The organism is Kitasatospora herbaricolor (assembly GCF_030813695.1).
Lineage (GTDB): Bacteria > Actinomycetota > Actinomycetes > Streptomycetales > Streptomycetaceae > Kitasatospora > Kitasatospora herbaricolor.
On sequence record NZ_JAUSVA010000002.1, the window covers coordinates 4,953,837 to 4,966,064 of the forward strand.

8 protein-coding genes and 1 tRNA gene are annotated in these 12,228 nt (G+C 72.5%); 4 read left to right on the top strand and 5 right to left on the bottom strand.

The genetic code is table 11. From position 1 onward, the window contains the following. Positions 1-296: 296 nt before the first annotated feature. Complete coding sequence (locus tag J2S46_RS22050; RefSeq protein ID WP_370882221.1) at positions 297-1,457, bottom strand: Glu/Leu/Phe/Val dehydrogenase dimerization domain-containing protein; 1,161 nt, start codon at positions 1,455-1,457, stop codon at positions 297-299. A gap of 219 nt (positions 1,458-1,676) precedes the next feature. On the opposite strand from J2S46_RS22050, the gene J2S46_RS22055 reads away from it, so the two are divergent. Together J2S46_RS22055 and bldC are read left to right on the top strand one after the other, a co-directional pair. Beyond that, a complete protein-coding gene (locus J2S46_RS22055) occupies positions 1,677-2,576 on the top strand; it encodes a DUF8083 family protein (RefSeq protein WP_229912178.1) in 900 nt (299 codons plus the stop codon). Between the two features lie 642 nt (positions 2,577-3,218). Continuing rightward, complete coding sequence (gene bldC, locus J2S46_RS22060) at positions 3,219-3,425, top strand: developmental transcriptional regulator BldC (protein ID WP_014137253.1); 207 nt, start codon at positions 3,219-3,221, stop codon at positions 3,423-3,425. A 491-nt stretch (positions 3,426-3,916) separates the two neighbouring features. Here the strand turns inward: bldC and J2S46_RS22065 are convergent. Continuing rightward, positions 3,917-3,990, bottom strand: a tRNA-Asp gene (locus tag J2S46_RS22065). Positions 3,991-4,092: 102 nt separating this feature from the next. Continuing rightward, entirely contained in the window at positions 4,093-8,136 is a 4,044-nt protein-coding gene (gene hrpA, locus J2S46_RS22070; RefSeq protein ID WP_370882222.1) for an ATP-dependent RNA helicase HrpA, read from the bottom strand. A gap of 226 nt (positions 8,137-8,362) precedes the next feature. Between hrpA and J2S46_RS22075 the strand changes: the two genes are divergently transcribed. Together J2S46_RS22075 and J2S46_RS22080 are read left to right on the top strand one after the other, a co-directional pair. Further along, positions 8,363-8,884: a SigE family RNA polymerase sigma factor gene (locus tag J2S46_RS22075; RefSeq protein WP_191288352.1), complete on the top strand. Its 522-nt coding sequence runs from the start codon at positions 8,363-8,365 to the stop codon at positions 8,882-8,884. Next, a complete protein-coding gene (locus J2S46_RS22080) occupies positions 8,881-9,831 on the top strand; it encodes a hypothetical protein (RefSeq protein WP_191288351.1) in 951 nt (316 codons plus the stop codon). Before J2S46_RS22075 ends, J2S46_RS22080 begins: the two co-directional genes overlap by 4 nt. A gap of 90 nt (positions 9,832-9,921) precedes the next feature. Here J2S46_RS22080 and J2S46_RS22085 read toward each other — a convergent pair whose 3' ends face one another. Together J2S46_RS22085 and J2S46_RS22090 are read right to left on the bottom strand one after the other, a co-directional pair. Beyond that, positions 9,922-11,451, bottom strand: a complete 1,530-nt coding sequence (locus tag J2S46_RS22085) for a DHA2 family efflux MFS transporter permease subunit (protein ID WP_191288350.1) — start codon at positions 11,449-11,451, stop codon at positions 9,922-9,924. A gap of 360 nt (positions 11,452-11,811) precedes the next feature. Further along, a complete protein-coding gene (locus J2S46_RS22090; RefSeq protein WP_073925018.1) occupies positions 11,812-12,162 on the bottom strand; it encodes a hypothetical protein in 351 nt (116 codons plus the stop codon). Positions 12,163-12,228 lie beyond the last annotated feature (66 nt).

Genomic DNA, 12,228 nt, shown 5'->3' on the forward strand with positions numbered 1-12,228 from the left:
ACCGTCCCTTGGAGCATTAACGGTACCTGTTTCTGCCGCCGGGCGGTACGTCGTCAGTGTGACGTGGCGCGCACCGCTCGCACCCAAGACCCGGTCTTTCCAGGTCACAGGCGGTTTTCCGGGGTTCAGCAAGCTGTCCGGAGGTGATTCAGGTCCGTCGTTCCAGGCTCGATTATCCCCCCAAGGGGGGTCCGGGATCGCCCGATCGGGTGCGGAAGTGAGAATCCGGTTCCACATCGTGATGCGTGGGGGGCGGGTGATGACCCCGCGGGGCGGCCGCGCCCCCCACGCCCCGGTCAGTTGTCCCGCGCGCCCGGCAGCAGGATCGTGCGCAGCGAGCTGATCTCCCGCATCCGCTTCTCCGCGAGGCGGTCCGCGGCGACGGCCGGCGGGACGCCGTCGGCGGTGGCCCGGGTGAAGATCTCCAGGGTGGTGTCGAAGATCTTCGTGGCCTTGTTCTTGGCCCGCTCGAAGTTGAAGCCCTGGATCTCGTCGGCGACCTGGATCACGCCGCCGGAGTTCACCAGGTAGTCGGGCGCGTAGAGGATGCCGCGGTCGGCGAGGTCCTTCTCGACGCCCGGGTGGGCCAGCTGGTTGTTGGCCGCGCCGCAGACCAGCGAGGTGCCGGCGGCGCCGAGCGCGCCCACCGTGTGGTCGTCCAGGGCGCCGCCCAGCGCGCAGGGGGCGTAGACGTCCAGCGCGGCCGCCAGCAGCGCCGCGGTGTCGGCGACCACCTCGACGTCCGGGTGGGCGGCCCGGACGCGGTTCACGGCCGCCTCGGAGACGTCGGTGACGACCACGTGGGCGCCGTCCGCGACCAGGTGGCCGACCAGGTAGTGGCCGACCTTGCCGACGCCGGAGACGCCGACCCGGCGGCCGCGCAGCGTCGGCTGGCCCCAGCGGGCCTGGGCGGAGGCGCGCATGCCCTGGAAGACGCCGAAGGCGGTCAGGATGGAGGAGTCGCCGGCGCCGCCCTGCTCGGGCGAGCGGCCCGTCACGAAGGTGGTCTCGCGGGCGATCACGTCCATGTCCTGGACGTAGGTGCCCACGTCGCACGCGGTGACGTAGCGCCCGCGCAGGGACTCCACGAACCGGCCGTAGGCGCGGAGCATCGCCTCGTTCTTGTCCTTGCCCGGGTCGCCGATGATGACGGCCTTGCCGCCGCCCAGGTCGAGCCCGGCCAGGGCGTTCTTGTAGCTCATGCCGCGGGAGAGGCGCAGCGCGTCCTCCAGCGCCTCCTCCTCCGTCGGGTACGGGAAGAAGCGGGTGCCGCCGAGGGCCGGGCCCAGGGCGGTGGAGTGGATGGCGATGATCGCCTTGAGTCCGGAGCTGCGGTCGTGGCAGAGCACGACCTGCTCGTGGCCGTCGCCGGGGGCGCCGTCCTGCTCGGTGCGGAAGATCCTGCTGAGCACGCCGGGTGCGGGGTGCGTCGCGGATGCGGTCTGTACGTCGGTCACTGTGGTGACTCCAGTATCCGAGGCCCGCTGCTGTGGTGCGGGCGCCTAGGGCGAAGCGTAGTCCGAGGGGGCCCGCCGATCTCCCCCTCGGCGGGACCCGGCCCGGGTTGTCCAGAGCGGGTGGGGCCGCCGGCGGCGGGCGGCGCGGGGCGGGCCGGGCCACGCCGTCCCCGTGCGCACCCTCCCGGCCTGTGGGTGGTGCGTGCGACGATGCAGAGCGTGACCGCCGTGCGCACCTCCGTGCTCCCGCCCTACGCCGCCCACCTGCGGGTCTACGAGCCGCTGGCCGCCTTCCCCGAGCCCGACCGGGCGCACTGGCAGGCGTACGCCTCGGCGCACGGCCCGGACGCCGGCGCGGTGGAGCAACCGGTCGCGCGGGCGGCGCTGGAGGAGCAGCGGACGGCGCTCGCCGACCTGGTGGGGCGTACGCCGCGCGCGCTGCCCGAGCGGGAGAGCGGGCGGGCCTTCGTGCGGGCCGTGGACGGCGTCACCTACGTCTGCCCGTGGGCCACCCGGCTGCGCAGCTGGCAGGCCCTGGACGAGCTCCGGGAGAGCGCCCCGGTGGCGCTGCTGGACACCGCGCTGCCGCCGGCCACCCGGGCCGCGGCGGAGGCGGACCGGGAGCGCTGGCGGGCCGGGCATCCGGACGCCCGGCCGTGGATCATGACCAGCCGGTGGGAGGTGCCGGTGCGCTGGTTCCTGCCGTTCGGGGAGGAGGACCGCTGCTTCGTGCCGCCGGCCCCGGCCGGGCCGGGCGAGGGGGAAGAACCGGTGCCGGCCGCGCTGTTCTACCTGACGCCGATGGCACAGGCCCGCCGTAGGGTGGCCAGGGCCTACCGGGCGCTGCGGACGGGGGTGGCGGAGGGGGAGCCCGCCCTGGGGGCGGAGCAGATCGGGCGGTGGCTGGAGGAGTTCCATCCGCGCTCGCTGGTGGAGCTGGACTACGGCGGCCTGGTGCACCTGCTCGGCCCGGAGCGGCTGGCCGAGGACCGCTCGGCGGGGGAGCTGGAGGAGGGCCTCACGGCGCTGCGGGCCGGTGACACGGCGGCGGCGGTGCGGGCCTACGAGACGGTGACGCTGCGGTGGCGGCGGGTGCTGGCGCTGCGCCAGTCCAACTGAGGGGCCTGGCGGAGGGCGGGCGGGCGCCGGGCGGGGGCACGGCGGCGCAGGGCGGACCGATGGAGCCGGACCCAGGGGGCCGGACCGAGGGGCGGGGAAGGGGGCGGCATGGCAGGCCCGGGGGCGGTTGAGCCGACGTCAGGGCAGGTGGGGGCGAGTGCCGGTGGCGGCGGTCGGACCTGGTGGGGGCCTTGGGCCCGGCGGTCGTGACCTAGGTCCCGGTTCGGGTCAATACCTGTCGAACGTGACACTACTCACCGTTGACGTGAACTTACCCCTATGTGTAAAAATGGGACAACCAGCCCACCTCCACACGAGCATGCCCACTTTTGGGTGGTTCTGGAGTTGATGCGTGCTTTGTAGGGAATAAGCGGGTCTGGCCCCATCATCACCGATTGTCACGAAATTGTGACTGTCCGTTATGGGATAGTCCATCGCCATCCGTCGCTCTTGGCCCCTGTAGGGGTCAATTTTGCCGGTATGGCCGATGGGGCTGGACGGATGGTGTAGTTGTAGACACCAGGACAAGCCGTTCGTCCTATAACCGACTCGGCCTGTGTATGTCATTTCGGGCATCGCGGGCCAAGGTGCAGAATTTGAAGGATAGAACCGCCCTGGTTCGGTTCTCCGAGGAGGCCGCTCATGACCGCTCGTACCCCTGATGCTGAGCCTCTGCTGACGCCGGCAGAGGTAGCCACCATGTTCCGCGTGGACCCGAAGACGGTGACGCGTTGGGCCAAGGCAGGCAAGCTCACGTCCATTCGCACGCTCGGCGGTCACCGCCGGTACCGTGAGGCGGAGGTGCGCGCCCTGCTGGCCGGTATTCCGGCTCAGCGCACCGAGGCCTGACAGCGCCAGACGCACTTTTAGTCCGAAGGGACCGTTCACCAGACTCCGCCGGGTCTGGGAGACGGTCCCTTCGGCGTTGGCCGAAGATGGAATCGGCCACCCGGAATGCTTTCTTCCGGGTAACGATCGGATATCCGTGGGACGGGGGGGATTCCCGGTCAATGGGTGTGCAATTTTACATATTAAATTAGTGGCGTCCCGAGGGGGGTCATCGGTGTCCGGTCTCAGGAAAACCCGAGTGACGACCGTCACACTTGCCCGGCTTGTGGTCTAGACCTGGACTGGGGTAGACCGCTTCCCGGGCGGCCGGGCCCGTCCGGCGGGCCGGAACGGCTCCCGTGGGCCCGCCCGCACCCGCGGCCGGCCGACCGCGCCCCGGGGGCCAAGGGCCGGTCCGGCAGTCGCCCGGGCGGCCCGACGGCGACCCGCGCTGACCGCACGTCAAACGCAAGAGGCCCGGAACCTCGCGGTTCCGGGCCTCTTGCCTGCTGCGATCCTGACGGGACTTGAACCCGCGACCTCCACCTTGACAGGGTGGCGAGCTAACCAACTGCTCCACAGGACCAGATTTTCACTCTGTCGTCCGCCCGCTTGCGCTGCGAACAAGACAGATCGTACTGCATGGTGGGCCCCCAGGTCGAACCGGCTCCCGGGGGCCCCTCCCAGCTCACAGCGCCGCGTGCGCCGCCTCCATCGCCTTCATGATCCGCTTCTCCGACACCGGCGTCGGCGTGCCCAGCGACTGGGCGAAGAAACTGACCCGCAGCTCCTCGATCATCCAGCGGATCTGCCGGACCTCCGGGGTGGGCCGGCGCCCGGCCGGCACCGCCGCCAGCAGCTCGCCGTAGGCCCGCTGCACCTGCTGCACCTTCAGCAGCTGCTGGGCGTCCCGCTGCGGGTGGTTGGGCAGCGCCTCCAGCCGGCGGTCCACCGCCAGCAGGTAGCGCTTCAGGTCGCCCAGCCGGCGCCAGCCGGTGTCGGTGACGAAGCCGGGGTGCACCAGCGAGGCCAGGTGCAGCCTGATGTCGTTCACCGCCGTCAGCAGCACCGGGCTGCTCACCGTCTTCAGCCGGGTCGAGGCCTTGTGGAAGGCGATCAGCGCCGTCGCGGTCTTCAGCGTGGTGTCCGCCGAGACCTCGTAGAGGTCGGCCCGCACCTTGTCGAAGAGCTTGCCGAAGGCCGCCTCGTCCCAGGCCGGGCCGCCGGCCGCCTCCATCAGGCGGTCGGTGGCGCAGGCCACGATGTCCTCGAACAGCGCCGGGACCGACCCGTGCGGGTTGTGCGAGAGCGCCAGCTTGGCCTGGTTGCCGAGGCGGCCCTGGATCGACTTGGCGGGGGAGTTGGTGGTGAGCATCAGCAGCCGCCGGGTACCGGCCCACATGGCCGTCTCCTGTGCCTCGGCGGTGTCGAAGAGCTTCACCCCGGCCGAGGCGCCCTCGTCCACCAGCGCCGGGTAGGCCCGCAGCGAATGGCCGCGCGAGCGCTGCTCGAAGGTCCGCTGCAGCACCGGGAGCGAGGCCGGCCAGGCGGTCAGCCCGCTCTGCTCGATGCCCTGCCCGGAGGCGGCCGAGGAGAGCGTCTCCTTCAGCTTGGGCTTCAGCTTCAGCCGCAGCTCCTCCAGGTCCTTGGACTCCGCCAGCTTCCGCTTGCCGTCCACCACCCGGAAGGTGACCTTGAGGTGCTCGGGCACCCGCTCGTCGTCCCAGGCCTCAGGCGGGATGGTGACGGCCGTCAGACGGCGCAGGATGTGCTCCAGCGAGGGCAGCAGCGGCTCGGCGGACCCGAAGGTCCCGGCCGCCTGGCGCTCCCTCACCTGGCGCAGCGCGGCCCGGGCGAAGTCCGGGGCCGGCACGAAGTTGCGGCGCAGCGCCTTGGGCAGCGCCCGGATGTAGGCGGTGACCAACTCCTCGCGCAGGCCGGGGATCTGCCAGTCGAAGCCCTCGGAGGTGACCTGGTTGAGCACCGGCAGCGGAATGTGCACCGTCACGCCGTCGGCGTCGCTGCCCGGCTCGAACTGGTAGGTCAGCTTGAAGCGCAGCTTGCCCTGCTGCCAGTAGTCCGGGTAGTCCTCCTCGGTGATCCCGCCCGCCGAGTCGTTGATCAGCATCGACTTCTCGAAGTTGAGCAGGTCGGGCTGGTCGTGCCGGGTCTTCTTCCACCAGGAGTCGAAGTGCCGGGTGGAGACGACGTCCTCGGGCAGCCGGGCGTCGTAGAAGTCGAACAGGGTCTGGTCGTCGACCATGATGTCGCGGCGGCGGGCCCGGTTCTCCAGCTCCTCGACCTCGCCGAGCATCTTGCGGTTGGCCGCGAAGAAGCCGTGGTGGGTCTCCCAGTCGCCCTCGACCAGCGCGTTGCGGATGAACAGCTCGCGGCAGAGCTCCGGGTCGATCCGGCCGTAGTTGACCTTGCGCTGGGCCACCACAGGCATCCCGTAGAGGGTCACCTTCTCGAAGGCCAGCACCGCGCCGGCCTTCTTCTCCCAGTGCGGTTCGCTGTAGCTGCGCTTGATCAGGTGGCCCGCCAGCGGCTCCACCCACTCCGGTTCGATCTTGGCGTTGATCCGGGCCCACAGCCGGGAGGTCTCCACCAGCTCGGCCGACATCACCCAGCGCGGCGGCTTCTTGAACAGGCCGGACCCGGGGAAGACCGCGAACCGGGCACCGCGGGCGCCGCCGTACTCGCGCTTCTCCACGTCGTACAGGCCGATGTGCGAAAGCAGGCCGGCCAGCAGCGACTGGTGGATCCGGTCCGCGTCCGGCTCGGCGTCCGGATGGGGCTCCTCGATGGTCACCCCGAGCTGCTTGGCGACCGTGCGCAGCTGGGAGTAGATGTCCTGCCACTCCCGTATCCGGAGGTAGTTCAGGAACTCGGCCTTGCACATCCGGCGGAAGGCCGAGGAGGAGAGCTCCTTCTGCTGCTCCCTGACGTAGCGCCACATCGCCAGGAACGCCAGGAAGTCGGACGTCTCGGAGTTGAAGCGGCGGTGCCGTTCGTCGGCGGCCTGGCGCTTCTCGGTGGGGCGCTCGCGCGGGTCCTGGATGGAGAGCGCGGCGGCGATCACCATCACGTCGCGGACGCAGCCGTTCTTGTCCGCCTCCAGCACCATCCGGGCCATCCGCGGGTCGACCGGCAGCTGCGCGAGCCGGCGGCCGAGCGGGGTGAGGCGCTTGCGCGGGTCCTTCTCGGCGGGGTCGAGGGCGCCCAGCTCGTGGAGCAGGTTGACGCCGTCCTTGATGTTGCGCGAGTCCGGCGGGTCCAGGAACGGGAAGGCCGCGATGTCGCCGAGGCCGGCCGCCGTCATCTGCAGGATGACCGAGGCCAGGTTGGTGCGCAGGATCTCGGCGTCGGTGAACTCGGGTCGGGAGAGGAAGTCCTCCTCCGAGTACAGGCGGATGCAGATGCCGTCGGAGGTACGGCCGCAGCGGCCCTTGCGCTGGTTGGCACTGGCCTGGCTGACCGCCTCGATCGGCAGCCGCTGGACCTTGGTGCGGTGGCTGTAGCGGGAGATCCTCGCGGTGCCCGGGTCGATCACGTACTTGATGCCGGGGACGGTCAGCGAGGTCTCGGCGACGTTGGTGGCCAGCACGATCCGGCGGCTGCCGGAGCGCTGGAACACCCGGTGCTGCTCGGCCGAGGAGAGCCGGGCGTAGAGCGGCAGGACCTCGGTGAACTTCAGGTCGAGCTTGTTGAGGGCGTCCGCGGTGTCGCGGATCTCCCGTTCGCCGGAGAGGAAGACCAGGATGTCGCCCGGCCCCTCGGCCTGCAGCTCCTGGGCGGCCTCGCAGATCGCCTGGATCTGGTCGCGGTCGCGGTCCACGTCGCCGCGCTCGTCCTCGCCGTCCTCGTCGGCCTCGTCCAGGATCGGGCGGTAGCGGACCTCGACGGGGTAGGTGCGGCCGGAGACCTCGATGATCGGGGCGTCGCCGAAGTGGTTGGCGAAGCGCTCCGGGTCGATGGTCGCCGAGGTGATGACGACCTTGAGGTCGGGGCGGCGGGGGAGCAGCTGTTTGACGTACCCGAGGATGAAGTCGATGTTGAGGCTGCGCTCGTGCGCCTCGTCGATGATCAGGGTGTCGTACTGGCGCAGCTCGCGGTCGGTCTGGATCTCGGCGAGCAGGATGCCGTCCGTCATCAGCTTGACCAGGGTGTCCGGGCCGACCTGGTCGGTGAAGCGGACCTTCCAGCCGACCGCCTCGCCGAGCGGGGTGCGCAGCTCCTCGGCGACCCGCTCGGCGACCGTGCGGGCGGCGATCCGGCGTGGCTGGGTGTGGGCGATCAGGCCCTTGACGCCGCGGCCCAGCTCCAGGCAGATCTTCGGGATCTGGGTGGTCTTCCCCGAGCCCGTCTCACCGGCCACGATCACTACCTGGTGGTCGCGGATCGCGGCGAGGATGTCGTCCTTCTTCTGGCTGACCGGCAGCTCGGCGGGGTACGTGATGCCGGGGACGGCGGCCCGGCGCTGCTCGACCCGCAGCTCGGCGCGGTCGATCTCGGCGGCGATCTCGGCGGCGGCCTTCTGCCGGGCCTCGGGCCCCCGGATCCGGCGGGCGCCCTCCAACCGGCGGCCGATCCGCTGCTGGTCGCGCAGGGTCAGCTCGGGCAGGCGGGCGGCCAGCTCGCCGATGCCGGTACCCCGGCCGGGCCCCTTGCTGAGACCGCCCTCGGGGGCGTCGGCGGGGGCGTCGGCGGGCTGGGCTACGGGAGAACTCACTGCGGGCATCCCTCTAGGTTCGCAAGGAGGTGCGGCTGCGCGCACCTCGGTTTTCGAGCCCCTCCAGTGTCACAGCCCCCGGGCGCGACTCGCGAACCCCGGGCGGTCGCTCCGGGCGGGCGGGCCACCGGCGGGCAACGCTCGGGCTCCGGGCCGGCGGGCAGGGGCCGGGCGGCCGGGCAACGGTCCGGTGCCCGTACGCACTCAGGTACGGCAGGAGGTGCTCATGGGAGAGCGGAAGGCCGAGCGGGACGCCGAGTTCCAGCTGTTCGTCACCACGGCCTGGCCACGTCTGTCCAGGACGGCGTTCCTGCTGGCGGGCGACCGGCACACGGCCGAGGACCTGGTCCAGACGACGCTGGAGAAGACCTACGCGGCCTGGGCGCGGGTGCGGCGGACCGACGACCCGTACGCGTACGTGCGCCGGATCCTGCTGAACGAGCAGGCCGGCCGGTTCCGCCGGCGGCTGCCGGAGTTCCTGGTGCCGGCCGTCCCGGACCGGCCGGCCCGCGACGCCTACGACCGCGCCGACGACCGGGCCGGGCTGCTGCGGGCGCTCGCCGCGCTGCCGCCCCGGCAGCGGCAGGCGGTCGTCCTGCGGTACTGGGAGGACCTGAGCGAGAGCCAGGCCGCGGCCGCCATGAACTGCTCGGTGGGCACCGTGAAGAGCCAGGCGTCCAAGGGCATCGCGAAACTGCGGGCCGCCGCGGCGCAGGCCGGACTGACGAGGGTCGGAGGAGCGGTATGAACGGCAGCAGGGGTACGGACGGACGGCGTCCGGCGGGCTCCGAGGATCCGGACGGCCCCGACGGCGGGGAGCCGCTGGTGGCCAGGGAGCTGGCCGGGCTCGCGGAGGGGCTGGAGATCGGCCCCGTCCCGTACGAGCGGGTGCTGGCCGGCGGCCGGGCGCGGCGCCGGCGCCGGGGCCTGGCCGCGGCGGTGGCCACGGCGCTCGCCACGGCGGTCGTGATCGGCGCCGGCGCGGTGCTGGCCGGCACCGGGCCCGGGGCGGGCGCCCCGGCGGTGGCCGCGGCGCCCGCCGGTAGCGGCACCCCGCCGGCGGCCCCCGCCGCGGTGGCCCCGACCACGGCCGCCCCGGCCGGCCGCGATCCGCTGACCCCCGTCCGGGCGGTGGTCGGACAGGGGCGGACGTCGAGCGGCCAGGAGTGGCAGGCCTGGGTGGCGATCTGGCCGGCCGTGGCCACCCAGGAGCAGGCCCGCGGGCAGCTGGACCGGATCCGGGAGGAGCGGCAGGCCGTCATCCCCGGGCTGCCCCGGGAGGACGACGGCTACGCGCAGCAGCGGCTGCGGTCGGGCAAGGACCGGGCCAACCTCTACCTCACCGTGGACGGCCGGCGGGCCGTCGACGACACCTTCCACGACGTCCCGCCGCCCGCCGCCGGGCCCCTGCCCGCCACCGACCGGGCCCGCGGCCTGGACGGCGCCCTGCTCGGCTTCAAGGGCGGCGAGCTGGGACACACCCCGGTACTGATCGCCTCGGTCGGCCCGGACGTCGCCTCGGTACGGGTGGCCTGGTCGGACGGGACCACCACCGAGGTCGTCCCGGTGGCGGTGGCCGGCAGCGCCCCGCACTGGTTCGCGGTGCCCCGCCGGGCCGGCGCCGACGCCGACTCGATCCGGCTGTACGGCGCCGACGGCGCCCTGCTGCACACCAGCACCGACTGGATGCGCTGACCCCGGCACGGCAGCGGTCCGCCCCCGCCAGGCGTCCTGGCGGGGGCGGACCGGTCCGGCCGTGAGCCGGCCTCCGGGTGGGAGCGGGCTTCAGAGCACCGCCGCCGCCTGGTCGGCCGACTTCACCGGGCCGGACGTCTCACGGGCCAGGACGGCCTGCGGCGCGGCCTGGGAGACCTTCTGGGCGGGGGCCTGGGACCCGGCCCCGGAGGCGGCCGCCTCCTGCGGGTTCCCGCCACGGATCAGCAGCGCCGCCAGCGCGCCGAGCCCGACCACCGCCGCGCCGACCCACATGGCCGGCTCCATGCCGGTCACCATGTCGTGCTTGGAGGAGTAGCCGCCGCTCGCCGAGAACATCGCGCTCAGCACCGCGACGCCGAAGACCCCGCCGATCTCGCGGATCGCGTTGTTGGCACCGGAGGCGATGCCCTCCTCGGAGCGGCTCACCGAGCCGAGCGCCAGGTTCGCCGCCGGGCCGAAGTAGAGGCCCATGCCCAGGCCGCTGACCAGGAAGGCCGGCAGCAGGTCGGGGAAGGTGGTGGTCTCGGAGAGCACCATCGCGATCCAGGCCAGGCCGAGCGCCTGCAGCACCATCCCGACGAAGACGATCGGCTTTCCGCCGATCTTGTCGGAGAGGATGCCGCCGATCGGCGCGCCGACCAGGGTCAGCGCGGTCCAGGCGAGCAGCCGGACACCGGCGCCCAGCGGCGAGACGCCCTGGACGTTCTGGATGAACTGGGTCAGCAGGAAGATCGCGCCGAACATCCCGAAGTACATCAGCATCGCGACCGCGTTGACCGCCGAGAAGCTCACCGAGCGGAACAGCCGCAGCGGCAGCATCGGCGTCGGCGTCCGGGACTCCCAGACCAGGAAGAGCGCCAGCAGGCCGGCGCCGGCGATCAGGCTGAGCACCACCTCGGCGCTGGTCCAGCCCACCGTGTTGCCCCGGATCAGGCCGAGCACCAGGCCGAACAGGCCGGCGCTGGCCAGGACCGTGCCGGTGATGTCCAGCCGGGTCGAGGCGCCCTTGCTCTCGGCCAGCCAGCCCGGCAGCAGGATCAGCAGCAGCACGCCGATCGGCACGTTGATCCAGAAGATCCACTGCCAGGACACCGAGTCGATCACGATGCCGCCGGCCACCGGGCCGAGCGCGACCGCGAGGCCGCCGATGGTGCCCCAGATGCCGAGCGCCGCACCGCGCTTCTCGGGCGGGAAGGCCGCCGAGAGCATGGTCAGGGTCAGCGGCATCACGATCGCCGCGCCCAGCCCCTGGGCGGCCCGGGCCGCGATCAGGGTGCCGATGCCGGGTGCCAGGGCGGCGGCGGCCGAGGCCAGCGTGAAGATCGCCATACCGATGCCGAACAGCCGGCGCCGGCCGAACCGGTCGGCCACCGCGGAGGCGGTCAGCAGCAGCACCGCGAACGTGAGGGTGTAGGAGTTGACAGTCCACTCCAGCCCGGAAAGGCCGGTGTGCAGCGACTCGCGGATCTTGGGCAGTGCCGTGGTCACGACCAGGTTGTCCAGGGACACCATGAACAGGGCGGCGCCGGTCATCACCGCGGTGCGGGTCGGGTCGCCGCGGGTCTCCCCGGCGCCACTCAGCAGAGTCTCGTCTGCCATGTCTCCATCCTTTCGCCTACCGAATCGAGCGTGGGTTTCCGAGATCCGGCCGGGGGCGCGTCCCCCGCCTCGACGGTGGCGGGAGGCGCTTAAGGCTCGGTTGGGTCCGAGGTCGCAGGCCTGCCGCCGCCGGCGCGGGTCGCCCCGGCGGGGCCGCGCGCGGGTCACCCGGCGGGCGGGCCGCGCGGTGGACGGGCCGTAGGGCGGCCCCGGGGCCGGGAAACGCGCCGGCCCCGGCGGACGGGCCGCCGGGGCTGGTCGCTGTGCGGAACCTCGGTCCGCCGGGACCGCGGTTGCGACGGGGAAGGGGACGGGGGACCGAGGGGTCGAGCGGGTGCGGGAGGCCGGCCGGCCCCGGGCTCAGCGGGCGAGCTGGGCCCAGAGCAGCCCGACCGCCCAGCTGCCGAACAGCAGGAAGCCGATCATGCCCATCCCGAAGTGGCCGTTCAGGACCATCATCACGATGTACCAGCCGCACAGGGCGGTGAGCAGCACGGCGCCCGCCACGCTCACCTTCGGCGCGAACAGGCCGATGGCCACCAGCAGGGCGCCCAGCGCGTCCAGGCCGGCCACCACGAGCATCGCGGTACGGCTCTCGATGCCGGTGAACTCGGTGAACAGGGGCGCGTTGCGACCGGTGATCAGATTGACGGGGGCGAAAACGAACTCAAGGATCAGCAGGATCGACAGGATCCAGATCAGGGCGGTCACGGTCTTCCTCTCAGCGCGCGGGCGCGAGGCCCGGACAACCGCCGACCGCAGCGGCGCGGCCAGCGA